The sequence below is a fragment of the Mesorhizobium sp. NZP2298 genome (assembly GCF_013170825.1).
Classification (GTDB): Bacteria; Pseudomonadota; Alphaproteobacteria; order Rhizobiales; family Rhizobiaceae; genus Mesorhizobium.
The window spans coordinates 4,358,179-4,376,393 of the sequence record NZ_CP033365.1; the positions used below are offsets into that span (position 1 = coordinate 4,358,179).

Sequence of the window (18,215 nt, forward strand, 5' to 3'; positions counted from 1 at the left end):
CCCTTTTTATGTGCCCGGAGAAACGGACGGAAGGCTCAGACAGCCGAACCGTAAAGGTCATAAGCGTCGGCACGCTCGATCTTCACCGTGACGATGTCACCGGCACGCATCGGGCGGCGTGACTGGATGTGGACCGAGCCATCGATCTCGGGCGCGTCGTATTTGGTGCGGCCTTTTGCCGAGGTGCCGTGCGCCTCGTCGATCAGCACCGGCAGGCGCTTGCCGACCTTCTTGGCCAACTGCGTTGCCGAAATCTTCTGCTGGCGCTGCATGAAGCGGTGCCAGCGTGCTTCCTTGACCTCCTGCGGAACCTGTTCGAGGCCAAGGTCGTTGGAACGGGCGCCCTTGACGGGCTCGTATTTGAAGCAGCCGGCACGGTCGATCTTGGCCTCGTCCAGCCAGTCGAGCAGCATCTCGAAATCCTCGTCCGTCTCGCCGGGAAAGCCGACGATGAAGGTCGAGCGGATAGCCAGATCGGGGCACACGTCGCGCCAACCGCGGATGCGTTCGAGCGTCTTTTCGCCATGCGCCGGACGCCGCATGTTCTTCAGCACCTGCGGCGAGGCATGCTGGAACGGAATGTCGAGATAGGGAAGGATCTTGCCGTCGGCCATCAGCGGGATGACGTCGGCGACATGCGGGTAGGGGTAGACATAGTGCATGCGCACCCAGATCCCGAGCTTGCCCAGTTCTTCCGACAGATCGAGGAATTTCGCGCGCACTTCGCGATCGCCGAACATCGACGTCTGGTACTTGATGTCGATGCCGTAGGCACTGGTGTCCTGCGAGATGACGAGGAGTTCCTTGACGCCGGCCTTGGCCAGTTTTTCGGCTTCGCGCAGCACATCGGCGGCCGGGCGCGAAACGAGATCGCCACGAAGGGCGGGAATGATGCAGAAGGTGCAGCGGTTGTTGCAGCCTTCCGAGATCTTCAGATAGGCATAGTGGCGCGGCGTTAGCTTGACCCCTTGCGGCGGCAGGAGGTCGATATAGGGATCGTGCGAAGGCGGGGCTGCCTCATGCACGGCGGCCATCACGCTCTCGTAAGCCTGCGGTCCAGTGATCGCCAGCACGTTGGGGTGCTTCTCGCGGATCACGTCCGGCTCGGCACCAAGGCAGCCGGTGACGATCACCCTGCCGTTTTCTGAAAGCGCGGAACCGATGGCATTGAGCGACTCGTCACGGGCGGAATCGAGGAAACCACAAGTGTTGACCACAACGAGATCGGCGCCATCATGCTTGCGGGCGATCTCATAGCCTTCGGCGCGCAGGCGCGTGATGATACGCTCGGAATCCACGAGCGCCTTCGGGCATCCAAGGCTGACAAAACTGACGCGAGGGGCGGACATAGGCTAGTTTCCAATGGGGGTACGGGCCGAACGCTGATCCGGCCTCAAGTCGCTGTAAATGTCGGTCTGTGGCGCGCGGCTGGAGCCGATACGGGCGGCGCAATAGCATGGCTTCCGCAATCAAGCAAACCGGCGACAGGCCGGCCCGCGCCATAAGGATGGCTCAGTGGCCTCCGGATCCGAACCAGGGTGCCAGGAAAGCGAAGTGTTCGGGGAATTGCTGCACGGCTCCGTCAAGCAGCATTTTGACCGCAACATAGAGGATGATCACCAGGCCGAGATAGGCAATCCAGCGGTATTTGTGCAGCAGGCGCGCGACGAACGACGCGGCAAAGCCCATCAGGGCGATCGACAGGGCCAGCCCGACAATCAGCACCGTCGGATGGTTCATGGCCGCGCCGGCTACGGCCAGAACATTGTCGAGCGACATCGAAACGTCGGCAATGACAATCTGCCAGGCTGCCTGCGAGAAGGTCTTGCTTGGCCCCTTGCCGCCGATGACCCCATCCTTGTCGAAGTCGCCGTTCGACAGCGCTTCCGTGGCGTCACGCTCCTGCTCGTGGCTAACGCGCAATTCGCGCCACATCTTCCAGCAGACCCACAGCAAGAGCAGGCCGCCGCCGATAAGCAACATGGGCCCAATGGTGAGCAGCCATTGCGTGATCAAGGCGAAGAAAATGCGAAGGACGGTGGCGGCGGCGATGCCGACGAGAATGGCCCGTTTGCGTTGGCTTGCCGGCAGTCCGGCCGCGGCGAGGCCGATGACGATGGCATTGTCGCCCGCAAGCGCAAGATCGATGGCGATGACCTGAAGAAGGGCCGATAGGCCCGCGGCGGTAAATATTTCCATCGACCTGGAAGCCCTTCGCCGAGTGTTCGTCGTCGGCTATTCCGACGGGCCTAAAGGCATGGTCCGCTGCCGTCAAGACGCAGCATTGGACAACGCTGGAAAACCACCTTCGTGGCAGTGGCATTACAGGAGATTTTCAGCCGTCGCCGGCTCGTGAACCGAAGCCCACACAAGCTCGCGAAAAAACTAGTCGTAGAGATTGTATTTTGCCCAGTCGGCTTCCGGAATCTCATCGCCGATCCGGTAGCGAAGCTGGAGAACTTCCATATGGTCCGGCCCCGTCTGGCATTTGAATTTCAGCCGGTACCATTGCCCCTTGCTGCGGAACGCCGCACCGGGGCTCCTGATTGCATCGGCGCTCATCTCAGGCGTGGCGAAGGCGTAGGCGACGACACGGTCGGCCTTGAACTTGCGATCGTCATGGGTGATCCGGTCCAGGATTTCGGCATCGCACCGCTGCTCGAGGCGTGTTTGCGGATCAAGTTTCATCAGCCCGGCACGCAAGGCGTTGTCCATTGCGCGGGCCGGGAAAGCTAGCGTCAGGGACGCCATGGCCATCATGCAGAGTGTCTTCATGGGCGGGACAAGCAGCATATTTTGTCTGAAAAATCAACCAAGAGGGGCGCTTCATGCCGGGCAAGCGGCCGCATTCAGCGGGGCGACGCAATCAAAATCTCGTGTCGGACATCCTCGTGCGAGGCCTGCGGCCAACGCACCAGCGAGGCGCGGCCGGCATCCGTGAGATCATAAAGGCCGCGGTCCACGCGCGCGAACCAGCCATAGACGTTGTGCTGCAGGATCTTCGGGGCGATCGGCGTCAGCGCCTTCAAATCGCGCGGCCGTTTGGGTCCGTGGACAAGCGCGGCGGCACAGGTGAGGGCGCTCTGGCGGTAGGCGGTCATGATCGGATTGCGCGATCCTCCGCCCGCGACAGGATCGCCGCGTCGGCGCTGGTGTTCGTCGACAAGGCGAGAGCGCCGCCGCGCATTCTTGCGTGGCTCAGGCGCGGCCGGGCTGACAAGCACTTCGACCTTGTCATTCGCGGTCACACCGAGCAAGCCGAAGCCGAGCCGGCGGCAGAGGTTGCGGAAACGGGCGTCGCTTTCGCGCCCCTTGCCTCGTGCCGACATACGCGCCGCCAGCCACACTTCATCGCAAGCGGCCGCGCGGTCGATGCCTTGCAGCACCAGTTCGAGGTTGAACTGCAATTTCAGTTCGCAGATGACGACAACCGGCGGCTCGCCCTCGCGCAGCGCGACGATGTCGCAGCCGCCGATTTCACCCTTCACGACAAAGTCGAGACTTTCGAGGAACCGCTTCACCGGCGCGTAGAGTGAGGTCTCGTTCATGCCTTGAGGCTTAGCCGATTCGACGAGAAAAAGCCTTCCGGCTTTAGGGGGCGGCGCACCCGATGTTCAAGAATGAATGTTTCCGAGGAAGGTCAGCAGCGCGCTGTTGAACTGCCCAGGCCGTTGCAGCGGCGCGAAATGGCTGACGTCAGGCAGGATGATCAATTCCGATCCTGGGACGTTTTGAGACAGATAGTTCGCGTGCTCCCGCTTGATGAATTCGTCATGTTCACTTTGAACGATCGCCACGGGCACGCGCATCCGCGCTAGGTCGGCGGCGGAATAATTGGGTTCGGTCTTCATCATCAGGCCGACGGCTTTGACAAATACATCGAACTGGCCTGGCGTTGCCGATAGTTCGGCATAGTCCTTGGCGTGCCGGCTGAAACACCGATCGATGACCGGACTGGGCTCGAATTCCCTGGTGCCGCTCGGATCCATGTTGCAGCCGAAGAAGAACACACCCGTGATCCGATCGGCGGCGTTCATGCCGAGGATGAGCGCGACGCACGCGCCATCGCTCCAACCCACCACAGTCGCCTTTTCCAATTGCAGTGTATCCATCACGGCCAGGACGTCGGACGCCATCAGCTCGTATTTGTACGGTCGCCCGTCGCGGGTGCTGCGCCCGTGGCCACGGCTGTCGATCACCACGACCCGATAACCACCCTTGACCAGCTCGGGAACCTGAAATCCCCAATTGCCGCTGTGACCGAGGCCGCCATGCAACAAGACTACGGGAAAGCCGGCCCCAAACGTGGCGTACCAGATTTTCGCGCCCTGGTTTTCGACCCGGCCTTCGTCCCTTGCGGCCGTCAGGGGCGCGGCGCCATGCGCTTCGAATCTGCTGAGGTCGTCGTCTTGATAGTCCATGCCGAAAACGCCTCGAGGCCAACGCGAAGCACCTATAATTATTGCTGGTGCCCGCCAAAACCAACCCACGACGCAATCTCCGCTACCAGGCAACAGTGCCATTTCGAGCGGCACATGGCGGACGCCATTGATATTAGCCGTCAGGCTTCCGTGCGCGCCACCGACCGTTTCGATCGCTTACTGCTAGGCACGAGCGGGTAACCGACCTGACCAAAGTAGCTGGACGGGATCGGATCATCGACACCGTATTTTTCCGGCACCTTGTTGCCGGTGGCATTGTAGGTGCCGAACACCATGTCGAGGAGGGGGAGTTGGCCGGCGAAGTTCTTGTCATAAGCCTCGCGCTGGTTGGCATGGTGCCAGCGATGAAATTGCGGGCTGGCGATCAGCCATTTCAAGGGACCAAACGGAACCCGCAGGTTTGAATGCACAAGCAGCGTGTGCCAAAAATATATGACCGAGAAGGCGGCGATCGAGGCTTCGGAGAATCCGAGGAAAAAGATCGGCGTCAACGATATTGCCTTTGTGGCAATCGCGTCGACCGGATGGGAGTGGAAAGCGCCGAGCCAGTCCAGCTCCTCAATGCCGTGGTGTACCGCGTGGAACCTCCAAAGCGCAGGGATTTTGTGGAAGGCCCGGTGCGCCCAATAGACGCCGATGTCGGTGATCAAGATGATTTCCGCGACCTGCAACCAGACGGGCTGACCGCCGACGGCGCGCATCATTGATTGCGGGACCACGATTGCGGCGACGTCAAGCGTGTAGGCCGCTATCAGGACGATGGCTACTTTTATGATAAAGCCGTTGAACAGCACGTAGATCAGATCGACACCCAAGCCCTTGCGGAAGGTCTTCTGGGGCCGTTCATGGAACAGATGTTCGAACGGAATGAATATCAACGCGGAGATCAACAGCGCCTTGATGCCAAAAATATCCATTCGCCCGCCTCTATTGCCCAGCCTTTGGCAGCACCCGCTCGCACTTCAGCTTCCGGACAGAACCATATTTCTCCTTTCCAAAGGCTTGATGGCGACTTTCGTCTTTGCAGCCGGGCAGGTGAGGGAGGCGCTCGCCGGCGTGTCACACCGGCGTCGCAACCGGGCGATACCTTTGTAGCGCGCGGTAGCGAACGCAGCGCGTCGCGCGTCCTCCCAGGACTAACCCCTCCGGTTCCCTGCCGGCGGGGTTTTCTATTTCAGGAACCACGCGCCCATCGGCGCGGATACGCCGCCAGACAAACCGACATGATCGTTGTCGCGCAACCAACGATGGGCGAAGGTGAAGCCGTCCGGCGCGATTGGCCATTCTATCCGCAGTCCGACGCCGGCGGTTGTCGATGCCGTCTGCCCGCCAGGTCAAGATTCTCTCTATAGAAATCGAGACGATCGCGATCTTTCCCCAACCATTGAACCGTTTCCTGCAAGCCCGTGCGCAATGTCGTTTGCGCGGTCCAGCCCAGCTCTGTCGCGGCGTGTCGGGTGTCGGGTTGATTGCAATGCGCCTGCACGAGGCCGCCGAGTAGCTCAATAAGTTGGCGGAGGGAGTGGGATTCGAACCCACGGTGAACTTGCGCCCACGCCGGTTTTCAAGACCGGTGCCTTAAACCGCTCGGCCATCCCTCCAAGCAATTGCAATCATTGCGTTTTTGACAATTTGCGCGGGGCCATGGAATGCCCGTTGCTACGCAGTTTGCAACTGTTTGCCTTTTCGCTCGCTGCTTATAGCGGCCTGAAGCGCAACGTCAACTTGCTCCGCTGCATCAGCCTGCATGCCGGGCATAACGTCGGAGTGAAGGTCTAGAGTTATCCCGATGTTCGGATGGCCCAGGCGTTCGCCTGCTGTCTTGGGGTGACCGCCGGCTGAAAGCACCTTTGTCGCGAGGGTGTGCGAAGACCGTGGAGGCGTGGCAGCGGCGGACCGAGGGTCTAAATATTCGCTTGCGCTAATATAAAAGTGACGTAACGTCACTCCCCAGCATCTTGGGGATGCGCAACCGTGGGGAAGTACGATGAGAGTGGTCATATTTTGCGCGGCACTCGTGATCGCCGCGACTGGTGTCGCCATTGCGAAGGAGAAGAAGGTGACGGTCAGCGATGCCGCGACCCTGTGCTCTACGAAACATTCGAGCAAGAAGCCGAGGCCAGAGCTGGACTGCAACTTGACCGGAACGACTAAATTGCCGGATGGAACAACGCCGGAAAAGCCGCGCCTGGGATACGACGCCAATCCGTGGATCATGCCTGGCCTTTAAAGCCGGGCTTAGGTGGACAGCGGAGCAGCGCCTAGCGACCCTTACCTTTTGAGGGTCGTCCAGGATATCACAGGGAAGAATTGGCTCATCCAATGGAGCACTACAGGATGAGTGCGGCCGGCTGGATGAAACTGTTCAAGCCGTACGCAGCAAGCGCCGTCACAATCTTGCCCGGTTCCGGCCACAATCGGTTAATATCGTGATAAACAATTCCTGCGCACAAAGGATCGGGGTTCAGGGCGTCGTTGATATCGTCGAGTGAGTGCTTTGGCTCCTCTGTTGTTCAAACAACGGCATCTTGATTGAGACTGTAGGGGATTTCAGGAAAATGCAGGCTACGACGCGTCCGCGTCTTCGTCGCGCTTCCACGCTTACGCTGCTTGCTGCGTCGGCTGCCTTGCTGGCAGCCTGCGCGTCGCAGCCCGAGCCGAAAGCAATGGTAAATCCCAAGCCTCGTTCCAAGGAATATTTCGCCGAGACCGAATATGGCGTGAAGGCGAGCCCGCGCGCCAACTTCATGCGGCGCGGAGGCGGTCGCGACCAGCTCGGCAAGCCTTATCAGGTTCGTGGCAAGTGGTACTATCCCAAGGAAGATCGGCATTACGCCAAGGTCGGCCTGGCTTCCTGGTACGGCGACGCCTTCCATGGCCGGCTGACCGCCAATGGCGAAGTCTACGACATGACGCATCTTACGGCCGCGCACCCGACCATGCCGCTGCCAAGCTATGCCCGCGTCACCAATCTCAAGACCGGCAGCTCCGTCGTCGTGCGCGTCAACGACCGTGGGCCGTATCACGAGGGCCGCATCATCGATGTCTCGGAGCGCGCGGCGCAGATGCTCGACTACGCCAATGTCGGCACCGCCGAGGTGAAGGTGGAATATGTCGGCCGCGCGCCGCTCGATGGCAATGACGACCAGTATCTGATGGCATCCTACCATCCAGGCAACCGGATTCCGGATCCGTCGGATGGCCTGCCAACCGGCGTCATGGTGGCCATGAACGGACCGTCGCCAAGCTTGCCCGTGGGTGCCGCAGCCATACCGTTTCCGGGGCAGTTGACGAATTCCGGGAAGGCGTCCGCCACGCAGACGGCTCTGTCGGCGCAGGAACCGGCTTTGGGCGACTTGGCGCTGCCCGATTTCGGACCGATCGTTCCCGAGCGGCCGGAGATCGGCCTGCCGCCGCAGTCTCCCTTCGCGATCGCCTCGCTGTCCTACGCGGATGAACGCGTGCGGCGCGGGGATGTCTTTGCCGCACTGGACGACAACGGCATGTCGCCCGCCGACATCCTGCGGTCGTGGAAAAAGTCCAATCCGCAGGCAGCGCCGTCCAGCGCCGACTATGTCGCCGCCGGCACGTTCGACGACGCCGCGGAAGCCAAGCGCGTGGCAGCAGCACTTCAACCCTTCGGCAGAACGGAGATTCAGCGTTCCGATCTCGACGGCAATGATTGGTATGCGGTCAATCTCTATCCGAATGGCCATGGCGGCCTGGACGAGTTGCTGCAGGCCGCATGGTCGCATGGCGCGCCCGATGCGCTGGCCGTGCGCAACTGATTCACGAGCCGGTTTTCCGCTGAACAGTTGATCCACCCCGGAAAAAGCCCGATAGTTTCGCGGGCTTGCCGGAGGGACCGGCCAACGGGTCGAATTTCATGCAGTTTCGCTTGCTTCAGCCTTTTGCCGGGTTTTTTCTTCTCGGTCTCCTGATTTCCCTTGCCCCGGCCCACGCGCAGCTCTTCGAGACCAAGGCCACACAAGCCTTCATGATCGATGCCGATACCGGCACGGTGCTGTTCTCGAAAGATGCCGACAAGCCGATTCCGCCGGCCTCGATGGCCAAGCTGATGACAATGGAAGTGGTTTTCAATGCCATCAAATCCGGGCGGCTCAAGCTCGACGACACGTTCGTGGTGAGCGAAAACGCCTGGCGCAAGGGTGGCGCGCCGTCGGGAACATCGACGATGTTTGCCAAGCTCAAATCGGCGATCCGGCTCGAGGACCTGATCCAGGGCGTGACCGTGCAGGCCGCCAATGACGGCTGCATCGTCATCGCCGAAGGCATGGCCGGGTCAGAGGAGAATTTTGCCGCGCAGATGACCGAGCGTGCCCGCCAGATCGGCCTCAAGACATCGACCTTCGTCAACTCGACCGGCCTGCCGGCCGATGGCCAGCAGACGACCGTGCGCGAACTGGCGCAGTTGGCCTTGCATTTGTGGCGCGATTACCCGGAATTTTATCGCTACTATGGCCTGAAGGATTTCACCTGGAACAAGATCTCGCAGAGGAACCGCAACCCGCTGCTGGCCATGGACATCGGTGCCGATGGCCTGGCAGTCGGTGCGAGCGAGGCGTCCGGCTTCGGCATCGTCGCTTCGGCCACCCACAACGGCACGCGGGTGGTCGCGGCGATGAGCGGGTTCGCCAATGACAAGGAACGCGCCGAGGAGGCGCGAAAGCTGCTCGACTGGGGCGCGCGGTCCTTCGAGAAGACCGAGATCTTCGCCAAGGACGAGGTGGTTGGCGAGGCTCAGGTTTTTGGCGGTGCGAAATCCGGTGTGACGTTGAAGGCAAAAGGGCCGATCGCCATCTTCCTGCCGATCACCAACCGCGACAAGCTGACGGCAAGGATCGTCTATAACGGCCCGGTCGCCGCACCGGTGGAGGAGGGCCAACCAGTGGGTGCGCTGCGTGTCTGGATCGGCGACACGCTGAGCCAGGAGACACCGCTTTTCGCCGCCGAGTCGATCGGTGTCGGCACGCTGCCACAGCGCGCGCTCGATGCCGTCAAGGAACTGGCAATCGGCTGGCTGCGCTAATGCATGTCGCTCAAAAGTGGCCACGGTTTTGAGACAACGACATGCGTAGAAGCAAAAATCTGACGGCATGGACGTTTCCCTGAACGCGGACTATCTAGAGCGCAACAATCCACTCCAACATGGACAAAGGCCGTTTCGATTGGCGCGCGGATCTTTCATCACCTTCGAAGGCGGCGAGGGCGCAGGCAAGTCAACGCAGATCGAGCGGCTGGCAAGGAAGATGCGCGCCAAGAAGTATGACGTCCTTGTCACCCGCGAACCGGGCGGCTCGCCAGGCGCGGAAGCGGTCAGGCATGTGCTGCTTTCGGGTGCCGCGGAGCCATTCGGGCCGAAGATGGAAGCACTGCTCTTCGCCGCCGCCCGCTCCGACCATGTCGAGCAGGTCATCCGGCCCGCGGTCGAGCATGGCTCCATCGTTCTTTGCGACCGCTTCCTGGATTCTTCGCGCGTCTACCAGGGCGTCACCGGCGGGATCGACCCGGCATTCATGGCTGCGCTGGAACAGGTCGCCATCAACGGCATGATGCCCGACATCACGCTGGTGTTCGATATCGATCCGGCCGAGGGCCTCCGGCGCGCGACCCTGCGGCGCGGCAGCGACGCCGGCGCCGACCGCTTCGAAAAGGAGACGCTGGCCATCCATCAGGCCCGGCGCGAGGCCTTTCTGGCGATCGCCGCGGCCGAGCCGGAACGCTGCATCGTCGTCGACGCGTCCGCCGATCCCGATACGGTGGAGCATGTCGTCACCGCCGCCGTGTTCGCGGCACTGGAGGCGAGGGCGCCCGCGCGCAACAGGCAGGCCGCACCAGTATGACCTTCGAACGCATCGCGCCGGAACAGCATGATACGCTGGACGGCGTGCCCGAGCCGGCCGAGACGCCTCGTCTGGTCGGGCACGGGCAGGCAGCCGAGATGCTTGCCGCCGCCTACCGATCCGGAAAGCTGCCACATGCTCTGATCTTCGCGGGGCCGGTCGGCATCGGCAAGGCGACACTGGCCTTTCATCTCGCACATCACCTGCTGAAGCACCCGGACTTCGCGCAGGCGCCGGAGAGCCTTGCCGTTCCCGATCCGGCCTCGTCGCTGTTTCGCCAGATCGCGACCGGGGCGCATCCCGGCGTGTTGCACCTGACCCGGCCGATGAACGACAAGACCAAGAGCTTCAAGACGGTCGTCACCGTCGACGAGATCCGCCGGGTCAGCCGCTTCCTGTCGATGACCTCGCATGACGGCAGCTATCGGGTGGTCATCGTCGATCCAGCCGACGACATGAATGCCAATGCCGCCAATGCCTTGCTCAAAAATCTTGAGGAGCCGCCTGCACGAACGCTGTTCGTTCTCATCGTCCATGCGCCAGGCAGCCTGCTGCCGACGATCCGCTCGCGCTGTCAAATGGTGCGCCTGACACCGCTCGGCGCCGACGAGCTGCTGGCGGTGCTGGAAACCGCCGAGCCGCCGCCACCGAACGATCCGGCCGCACGGGCGGCATTGGTCGAACGGGCAGGGGGCAGTGTGCGCAACGCGATCCTGCTGACGCAATATGGCGGGCTCGAAATCGCCCAGACACTCGATGCACTGGTGGCGGCGGGAAAGACCGATATCGGCGGAGCCTATCGGCTCGCCGAAGCCGTCGCCGGCCGAGACCAGGCGATCCAGTTCGATATCTTCAACCGCCGCGCGCTCGACCTGTTGTCGGATGCCGCAAGCCAGGCAGCGCTGTCAGGCGACCTCGCATGGGCGAAAACGCTGTCGGACACTTGGCATGAGGCGCTGGACGCGATATCTGAGACCGACACCTACAATCTCGACAAGAAGCAGCACGCCTTGACCATGATCGACCGCCTGAATTCTGCGATGCGAATGTGACGGCCTTTTTGGTGCATGCCGTTGCCCCAAAACCGGGGCCACTTTTGGGCGGCATGCATCGGCACCGGGATGGCAATCGCCATTCCGATGCGATATCCACCGCCACGGCTTCCATTCAGACATTCATGACGGTTCATTCATGTCACGCGACACATTCTACATCACGACCGCGATTTCCTATCCGAACGGCAAGCCGCATATCGGCCATGCCTACGAACTGATCGCCACCGACGCGCTCGCACGCTTCCAGCGGCTCGACGGCAAGCAGGTCTTCTTCCTCACCGGGACCGACGAGCACGGCATCAAGATGCTGCAGACGGCGAAGCGCGAAGGCATTTCGGCGCGCGAACTGGCCGATCGCAACTCGGCCGATTTCAAGCGCATGGCGATCGCGCTCAACGCGTCCAACGACGATTTCATCCGCACCACGGAAGAACGGCATTACGCCTCCTCGCAGGCGATCTGGAAGGCGATGGACGCCAATGGCGATATCTACAAGGGCGGCTATGCCGGCTGGTACTCGGTGCGCGACGAAGCCTACTACGGCGAAGAGGAGACGGAGGTCCGCCCCGACAATGTCCGCTATGGGCCGCAGGGAACGCCGGTCGAATGGGTCGAGGAAGAAAGTTACTTCTTCCGTCTTTCGGCCTACCAGGACAAGCTCATTGCCCTTTATGAAAGCCAGCCCGAGTTCATCGGTCCGGCGGAGCGACGCAACGAGGTGATGAGCTTCGTCAAGTCGGGACTGAGGGACCTGTCGATCTCGCGCACCACCTTCGACTGGGGCGTGCCGGTTCCGGGCGACGAGAAGCACGTCATGTATGTCTGGGTCGATGCCCTGACAAACTACATCACCGGCGTCGGCTATCCCGATGAAAAGGCTGACAATTGGCGCTTTTGGCCGGCCGACGCGCACATCATCGGCAAGGACATTGTGCGCTTCCATGCGGTTTACTGGCCGGCCTTCCTGATGTCGGCCGGCATCCCGGTGCCGAAGCGCGTCTTCGGCCACGGCTTCCTGTTCAACCGCGGCGAGAAGATGTCGAAATCGGTCGGCAACGTCATCGACCCGTTCACCATGATCGAGCATTACGGCCTCGACCAAGTGCGCTATTTCTTCCTGCGCGAAGTGCCGTTTGGCCAGGACGGCAGCTACAGCCATGAAGCGATCGTCAACCGCACCAACGCCGACCTCGCCAACGGCCTGGGCAATCTGGCGCAGCGCTCGCTGTCGATGATTGCCAAGAACTGTGGCGGCGTGGTGCCGAAGCGCGGTGACCTGACCGATGCCGACAGCGTGATCCTGGATCAGGCGGCGGCCGCTCTAGCCACCGCCCGCAAGGCAATGGCTGAGCAAGGCATCCATCTGGCGCTGGCGGCGATCTTCGCGGTGGTGGCGGAAGCTGATCGCTATTTCGCCGGGCAGGAGCCATGGGCGCTGAAGAAGGCCAACCCGGAGCGTATGGAAACGGTACTGTGGACGACAGCCGAAGTGGTACGGCGCGTGGCGGTGATGTGCCAGCCCTTCATTCCGGGATCGGCCACGAAGCTGCTCGACCTGCTGGCCGTGCCGGCCGACAAGCGCGACTTCGTGCATGTCCACGCTGACCACGCGCTTGTATCGGGTACTGCCTTGCCGGTGCCGGAAGGGGTATTTCCGCGTTACATCGAACAGCCGGGCGCGAACGCCTGATGCTCGTCGACAGCCACTGCCACCTGGACTTTCCAGATTTCGCCGAGGAGCGGGCGGCCATTGTCGCTCGCGCCAAAGCGGCTGGTATCGGCCGCATGGTGACGATATCAACCCGCGTAAAGCGACTTCACCAAATCATTGAAATCGCTGAAACTTTTGATGAAGTTTACTGCTCCGTCGGCACCCATCCGCACAATGCCGCCGAAGAGCTCGAGGTCACCGCTGCGGACCTTGTTCGTCTGTCCGATCATCCTAAGGTGGTGGCGATCGGCGAGGCTGGGCTGGATTACTTCTACGACAAGGCGCCGCGCGATGCGCAGGCGCAAGGCTTTCGCAATCACATCGCGGCGGCTCGCGTGACCGGGCTGCCGCTGGTCATCCATTCGCGCGATGCCGATGACGACATGGCTGCCATTCTCGAAGACGAAACAGGGAAGGGCGCCTTCCCCTTCATCCTGCACTGTTTCTCCTCCGGACGCCGGCTGGCCGAGGTGGGCGTCTCGCTCGGCGGCTACGTGTCGTTCTCGGGCATCCTGACCTTCAAGAACTCAGCCGAATTGCGCACCATCGCCGCCGACGTGCCGCATGACCGGCTGCTCGTTGAAACAGACGCGCCATACCTGGCGCCGATCCCATTCCGCGGCAAGCGTAATGAGCCGGCCTATGTCGCGCACACCGCCAAGGTGCTGGCGGAGACGATTGGTGTCAGCGAAGCTGAAATCGCCGATCTGACGACGAACAATTTCTTCCGACTGTTCGGGAAGATGCCGCGACCTGCCGAGTTGAGCGCCTGACCGATGACTGACCGGCTGCGTCTAACCGTTCTCGGCTGCGGCTCGTCGCCAGGTGCGCCGCGCATCACCGGCGACTGGGGCAATTGCGACCCGGACAACCCGAAGAACCGGCGCATGCGTACGGCCGTCCTGGTTGAACGGATCGCGGCGAATGGCAACCGCACGACCGTCGTCATCGACACTGGCCCCGATTTCCGCCAGCAGATGCTGATGGCCTCTGTCAGGCGCATTGACGCGGTCGTCTACACACATCCACACGCCGATCACATCCACGGCATCGATGACCTGCGCGGCTTCGTCCTCGATCAGCGCCAGCGGATCGATATTCACGCCGACGAGCCGACAATGCTGCGGCTGCGCCAGGCGTTCGGCTACTGCTTCGAGACACCACCCGGCAGTTCCTATCCGCCGATCGTCAGTGCCCATATCATCGACCACGCGAAGCCGGTGGTGATCGAAGGAGAGGGGGGTGCCCTCACCCTTGAACCATTGCCGCAGGTGCATGGCGACATCATCTCGCTCGGGTTTCGCATTGGAGCGCTGGCCTATTGCCCTGACATCAGCGACTTTCCCGACACCACCGCCGAGCGGCTGTGCGGCCTGGAGATTTTGGTCATCGACGCGCTGCAGTACAAAACCCATCCCAGCCATTTGTCGCTCGGCCAGGCGCTCGGCTGGATCGAAAAGCTGGCACCGAAACAGGCCGTGCTAACCCATATGCACGTGCCGCTCGACTATGCCACCGTAATGGCCGAGACGCCTGACAAGGTGGTGCCGGCCTATGATGGCATGGTGATCGAAATGCCTTTTGAATCAGAGTGATAGATCGAATTTCTCGCGAGCTGTGAGCCGTGAAATCGTTCAAGCTGGGATTACCGGCGGCAAACCGACCTGGCGTGAGTTGCTGCTTAGGATGACGACGCCAAGGACTGTGATCATCGGCGGGCGCGATGCGGAAAGCGCTGTCCTGATTACCGCACCGCCTGCTCCCATCAGTTCCATAATCTATCTTATGCGACTTTTGTGTGGGCACGCTTCGTCCCTGGCAATCCCGGATAGGGTAAGTTTCAGCCGCATGGAGTCTGTTACCGCGGAGGCTTCCTTAGTCGCCCTCGAGCCTGTCGTACACCGACGACGAAGCCTTTTTGCGCGCACAGGCGAACAGCGCCCGCAAGCGCCGCATCCGCTTCTTCCGGGAGGCCGGCGATGTGGAGAACCTCTCCAAGACCGTCGAGAACGAACGACTGGAGGAACAGAAAGTCCGTCGGCTCGGCGATCGCGACAGCCTCCCGGGACATACGGAGAGCTCCCTCCACATCGCCCACACGGACCGAGATCTTTGACCTAACGCATCGCAGCAGGCCTTGCGAGTACGTGTCGTCACTGCCGGCGATCCCCTCGCCCAACCGAACGAACGCTTCGGCCTCCTCGTACCGGCCTTGGACATAGATGGCTTGGGCGAGTATGCCGGCAATCGTAGGCAACCATGCGAACTCGCCCGTGCGTTGAAGGGTCCTTACACCCCAGCGAAGCTCCCGCTCGGCGGCTGCCGCGTCGCCCGCCCAGAGCTCGGCCAGAGCGCTCATCTCGGTGAGAGGTCCCGCGCTCCACACGGTCAGTGCGACTTCCTCGACCGTTGACCGCGCCTGCGCTATCAACTGCCGCGCCTCGCCAAATCGGCCGCGCATCGCCTCGAGATTCCCCCAGCTGAAGAGCGCCGCCGACATCGCCTTGCGATCACCTTGTGCCCTGGCGAGCACATCCTTGCACCGGCCGATCGCCGCCTTGACCGGCATACGGCCCGCCCACACGACAAGCGGCACCCATGATAGCGACTCGAGCCATTCTCTGTCGTTGCCCGCTGCGAACGCATGCGCCGCCGCGCTCTCCCACGCCTCTTCAGAGGCGCCGAAATTGCACTTTGTCAGGTGAAACAAGCCAAGCAAGGACCAGCCCTTGGCCAAGCCGTGCTCGTCGTTTTCCTGCTCGAACATCGATATGGCCTGCCGTGCCTCGCGGTAGGCCTCGTCCGCCCACCCCTCTGGCTCTGACAGGAAGCGCACCCACAGATCGAGAATGAGCGCATGCGCTTGCAGTCTGCGATCGGCGGAGGCGGTCGCTGCCTCACGCATCTGGGCGATCGCGCCACGCGTGCGCTCGAGGTCGCCGGTTTCCAGCAGTGCAAATGCGAGCTCCGGCAAGAGCGCCAGTCGCCCAGGATCGTCGCGAGCTCCGAGCGAGATGGCGCGCGACAGCATGTTGACCGCGGCGGGCATGTCACCCCGCGCGAAGGCGCGCTGCCCGGCAGAAGCCAGCGGCACGCTCGCACGTCGTGCCAGCGACTCGACGCGCTCGTTCGATAGACCGAGCTCCGCGAGAGACCTGTAGGCCCGCTCGAGGTGGTAGCCGACGATCTCTTCGTACTCTCGGGCCCGCTCGCGCATCCTTGCCTCCAGCCATGATGCGAAGCGCTCATGCATGTTGGCTCGTACGCCCTTCGGAATGCCATTGTAGGCCGCGTCCCCGACGAGGCTGTGAGTGAAGCGAAAAGCATCCTCCTCCTCCAGGTCCGAGCGATCCGGGCGGATCAGCTGCTTTCTGGCCAGGGACCGGAGCTGGCCGCCAACGCGGGGCCGCTGCTCTTCCGGCGACATCTCCTCGACGGCCCCCCACCAGAAGATGCGACCGATCACTGATGCTCGCTCGATCACAGAGCGCTCCTCGCCGCCGAGCCGGTCCAAACGCGCGTTGATAAGGGCGTTGATCGTGGGCGGAATCGTCAGCCTCGACAGATGGTCAGCCGCCGTCCACGTCCCGTCGACGGCGATGAGCAAACCGTCGTCGATCAGCATTCGCAGCGTCTCCTCCACGAAGAGAGGGTTCCCCTCGGCGGCATCGGCGATCCGCGCGCGGTCCTCGTTCGCGAGTTCCGCGCCTCCGAGCAAGTTCCGGATCAAGCCGTCCGTATGAGCGTCGCTCAGCGAGCGCAGGGTGATGAGGGACGCGTTCGCCTTCGACGTCATCCAGCCGGCGCGGACCTCGAGCAGCTCAGGGCGAGCGAGGCAGAGGAAGAACGCCGGCACGCCGTCCAACGAATCGGCGAGATATTCGAGGAGATCGAGGAATGTCGGCTCCGCCCAGTGAATGTCGTCGAACACGACGACCAATGGCCGATGCGTTGCCAGCTTGCCGAACAGCTTGCGCACGGCCCAGAACGTCTCTTGAACGCCAGGCGTCGCACGGGTCAGCCCCATGAGTGCGGACAGGCGTTCGACGACCAGCGCGGCATCGGGGCCTTCCAATAGCTTGCCAATCTTTGCGCGAGCATCGTCGGGCGAGTGACTATCTGTGATGCCCGCCGCGGCCTTGAGCACCTCGATGATGGGCCAAAAGGTAATCCCCTCGCCGTATGGCAGGCATCGCCCCGCCACGACTGTCGTTGTCCTTTCGAGTCGGGGAAGAAATTCACGCGTGAGCCGGGACTTGCCGATTCCCGCCGGGCCCATCACCGTTACGATCTCGCATACTCGAGACTTGACCGTCCTTTCGAACATCTCTCCGATTTCGGCGATTTCTTTGTCGCGACCGATCAGAGGGGATTCAAGACCATGGGCAGCGAGGGCCGCGGGGGCGACATCCATGAGGTTCCACGCGGCTAAGAGCTCTGACTTCCCCTTCACGCGAAGCGGCTCGATCGGTGACGTCATCGCGACATCGCGGACCAGCCGATATGTCGCGTCTCCGATCAGGATCTGCCCTGGCTCGGCAGCTTGTTCGAGCCGGGCAGCAATGTTGACCGCGTCTCCGACCGCGAAAGTTTCGCCCTGGCTCGGATCCCCGGCGATCACCTCACCCGTGGTCATACCTATCCGGATCACGATCCTGGTGCCCCAACGCGACTCGAATTCATCATTCAGCCGATGCAGCGCATGAAGCATCGCAACCGCGGCTCGAACCGCACGCACCGCGTCGTCCTCATGGAGCAGCGGGATGCCGAACACCGCCATGATCGCATCCCCGATGAACTTCTCGGTTGTCCCCCCGTGGCCACGAATTACCGCGGCCATCTCCCGAAAGTACTGGGTCATGAGATTGCGAAGCGACTCGGGATCGAGCTCATCTCCCAACGCCGTCGAGCCGACAATATCAGCAAAGAGGATCGTGACCACCTTGCGCGTATCGGCGGCACCGGAAGCTCGTTGGGTCAGCGGCGATGCACAGGACGCACAGAACTGCAATTCGGCTGCATTGGCAGATCCGCATGTCGAACAGATCGAGCTCCCAAGAGCATATCTCATTGTGCTCATGGACTGTACGGCCAGGCCTTGCGTAGGGCAAGTCCGCCCTCTTGACAGGTCCATCTTAGTCTA

The 18,215-nt window shown here is 62.0% G+C and carries 16 protein-coding genes and 1 tRNA gene; 9 read left to right on the plus strand and 8 right to left on the minus strand.

All coding sequences use genetic code 11. From position 1 onward, the window contains the following. Positions 1-35: 35 nt before the first annotated feature. The 6 genes from rimO to EB231_RS21140 form a co-directional block, all read right to left on the minus strand. Positions 36-1,349, minus strand: coding sequence for a 30S ribosomal protein S12 methylthiotransferase RimO (gene rimO / locus EB231_RS21115; protein ID WP_172350564.1), 1,314 nt, complete (start codon positions 1,347-1,349; stop codon positions 36-38). 163 nt (positions 1,350-1,512) lie between these two features. Further along, positions 1,513-2,199: a TerC family protein gene (locus EB231_RS21120; RefSeq protein WP_172350565.1), complete on the minus strand. Its 687-nt coding sequence runs from the start codon at positions 2,197-2,199 to the stop codon at positions 1,513-1,515. 186 nt (positions 2,200-2,385) lie between these two features. Next, positions 2,386-2,793 carry a DUF930 domain-containing protein gene (locus EB231_RS21125; RefSeq protein WP_172350566.1) on the minus strand — a complete coding sequence of 136 codons (408 nt, stop codon included), beginning with the start codon at positions 2,791-2,793 and terminating at the stop codon, positions 2,386-2,388. Between the two features lie 56 nt (positions 2,794-2,849). Next, complete coding sequence (locus tag EB231_RS21130; RefSeq protein ID WP_172350567.1) at positions 2,850-3,548, minus strand: DUF2161 domain-containing phosphodiesterase; 699 nt, start codon at positions 3,546-3,548, stop codon at positions 2,850-2,852. 66 nt (positions 3,549-3,614) lie between these two features. Then, complete coding sequence (locus EB231_RS21135; protein ID WP_172350568.1) at positions 3,615-4,421, minus strand: alpha/beta fold hydrolase; 807 nt, start codon at positions 4,419-4,421, stop codon at positions 3,615-3,617. A gap of 140 nt (positions 4,422-4,561) precedes the next feature. Beyond that, positions 4,562-5,359: a sterol desaturase family protein gene (locus tag EB231_RS21140; protein ID WP_172350569.1), complete on the minus strand. Its 798-nt coding sequence runs from the start codon at positions 5,357-5,359 to the stop codon at positions 4,562-4,564. A 398-nt stretch (positions 5,360-5,757) separates the two neighbouring features. On the opposite strand from EB231_RS21140, the gene EB231_RS21145 reads away from it, so the two are divergent. Next, positions 5,758-5,943: a hypothetical protein gene (locus EB231_RS21145; protein ID WP_172350570.1), complete on the plus strand. Its 186-nt coding sequence runs from the start codon at positions 5,758-5,760 to the stop codon at positions 5,941-5,943. 10 nt (positions 5,944-5,953) lie between these two features. Here the strand turns inward: EB231_RS21145 and EB231_RS21150 are convergent. After that, positions 5,954-6,043, minus strand: a tRNA-Ser gene (locus tag EB231_RS21150). Between the two features lie 386 nt (positions 6,044-6,429). On the opposite strand from EB231_RS21150, the gene EB231_RS21155 reads away from it, so the two are divergent. From EB231_RS21155 to EB231_RS21190, 8 genes are all read left to right on the plus strand, one after another. Continuing rightward, positions 6,430-6,672, plus strand: coding sequence for a hypothetical protein (locus tag EB231_RS21155; RefSeq protein WP_206681850.1), 243 nt, complete (start codon positions 6,430-6,432; stop codon positions 6,670-6,672). A gap of 328 nt (positions 6,673-7,000) precedes the next feature. After that, the gene (locus tag EB231_RS21160; RefSeq protein WP_172350571.1) at positions 7,001-8,230 is read left to right on the plus strand and encodes a septal ring lytic transglycosylase RlpA family protein; all 1,230 of its coding nucleotides are present in this window, start codon (positions 7,001-7,003) and stop codon (positions 8,228-8,230) included. Positions 8,231-8,328: 98 nt separating this feature from the next. Continuing rightward, complete coding sequence (locus tag EB231_RS21165) at positions 8,329-9,492, plus strand: D-alanyl-D-alanine carboxypeptidase family protein (RefSeq protein WP_172350572.1); 1,164 nt, start codon at positions 8,329-8,331, stop codon at positions 9,490-9,492. A 139-nt stretch (positions 9,493-9,631) separates the two neighbouring features. Then, complete coding sequence (tmk, locus tag EB231_RS21170; RefSeq protein WP_172350573.1) at positions 9,632-10,306, plus strand: dTMP kinase; 675 nt, start codon at positions 9,632-9,634, stop codon at positions 10,304-10,306. Further along, positions 10,303-11,358 (plus strand): DNA polymerase III subunit delta', encoded by a 1,056-nt coding sequence (locus EB231_RS21175; RefSeq protein WP_172350574.1) that lies wholly within the window; start codon positions 10,303-10,305, stop codon positions 11,356-11,358. Before tmk ends, EB231_RS21175 begins: the two co-directional genes overlap by 4 nt. A gap of 139 nt (positions 11,359-11,497) precedes the next feature. Further along, the gene (gene metG, locus EB231_RS21180; RefSeq protein WP_172350575.1) at positions 11,498-13,051 is read left to right on the plus strand and encodes a methionine--tRNA ligase; all 1,554 of its coding nucleotides are present in this window, start codon (positions 11,498-11,500) and stop codon (positions 13,049-13,051) included. After that, entirely contained in the window at positions 13,051-13,845 is a 795-nt protein-coding gene (locus EB231_RS21185) for a TatD family hydrolase (protein ID WP_172350576.1), read from the plus strand. The genes metG and EB231_RS21185 overlap by 1 nt, the downstream gene beginning before the upstream one ends. 3 nt (positions 13,846-13,848) lie before the next feature. Further along, complete coding sequence (locus EB231_RS21190) at positions 13,849-14,667, plus strand: MBL fold metallo-hydrolase (RefSeq protein WP_172350577.1); 819 nt, start codon at positions 13,849-13,851, stop codon at positions 14,665-14,667. Between the two features lie 263 nt (positions 14,668-14,930). Here the strand turns inward: EB231_RS21190 and EB231_RS21195 are convergent, their stop codons facing one another. Further along, positions 14,931-18,083 (minus strand): ATP-binding protein, encoded by a 3,153-nt coding sequence (locus tag EB231_RS21195; RefSeq protein WP_172350578.1) that lies wholly within the window; start codon positions 18,081-18,083, stop codon positions 14,931-14,933. Between the last annotated feature and the right edge of the window lie 132 nt (positions 18,084-18,215).

Excerpts from the sequence above, each read along its gene's own strand:
- rimO (WP_172350564.1), bottom strand. The coding sequence starts at position 1,349 with ATGTCCGCCCCTCGCGTCAGTTTTGTCAGCCTTGGATGCCCGAAGGCG.
- EB231_RS21120 (WP_172350565.1), bottom strand. The coding sequence starts at position 2,199 with ATGGAAATATTTACCGCCGCGGGCCTATCGGCCCTTCTTCAGGTCATC.
- EB231_RS21125 (WP_172350566.1), bottom strand. The coding sequence starts at position 2,793 with ATGCTGCTTGTCCCGCCCATGAAGACACTCTGCATGATGGCCATGGCG.
- EB231_RS21130 (WP_172350567.1), bottom strand. The coding sequence starts at position 3,548 with ATGAACGAGACCTCACTCTACGCGCCGGTGAAGCGGTTCCTCGAAAGT.
- EB231_RS21135 (WP_172350568.1), bottom strand. The coding sequence starts at position 4,421 with ATGGACTATCAAGACGACGACCTCAGCAGATTCGAAGCGCATGGCGCC.
- EB231_RS21140 (WP_172350569.1), bottom strand. The coding sequence starts at position 5,359 with ATGGATATTTTTGGCATCAAGGCGCTGTTGATCTCCGCGTTGATATTC.
- EB231_RS21145 (WP_172350570.1), top strand. The coding sequence starts at position 5,758 with ATGCCGTCTGCCCGCCAGGTCAAGATTCTCTCTATAGAAATCGAGACG.
- EB231_RS21155 (WP_206681850.1), top strand. The coding sequence starts at position 6,430 with ATGAGAGTGGTCATATTTTGCGCGGCACTCGTGATCGCCGCGACTGGT.
- EB231_RS21160 (WP_172350571.1), top strand. The coding sequence starts at position 7,001 with ATGCAGGCTACGACGCGTCCGCGTCTTCGTCGCGCTTCCACGCTTACG.
- EB231_RS21165 (WP_172350572.1), top strand. The coding sequence starts at position 8,329 with ATGCAGTTTCGCTTGCTTCAGCCTTTTGCCGGGTTTTTTCTTCTCGGT.
- EB231_RS21175 (WP_172350574.1), top strand. The coding sequence starts at position 10,303 with ATGACCTTCGAACGCATCGCGCCGGAACAGCATGATACGCTGGACGGC.
- metG (WP_172350575.1), top strand. The coding sequence starts at position 11,498 with ATGTCACGCGACACATTCTACATCACGACCGCGATTTCCTATCCGAAC.
- EB231_RS21185 (WP_172350576.1), top strand. The coding sequence starts at position 13,051 with ATGCTCGTCGACAGCCACTGCCACCTGGACTTTCCAGATTTCGCCGAG.
- EB231_RS21190 (WP_172350577.1), top strand. The coding sequence starts at position 13,849 with ATGACTGACCGGCTGCGTCTAACCGTTCTCGGCTGCGGCTCGTCGCCA.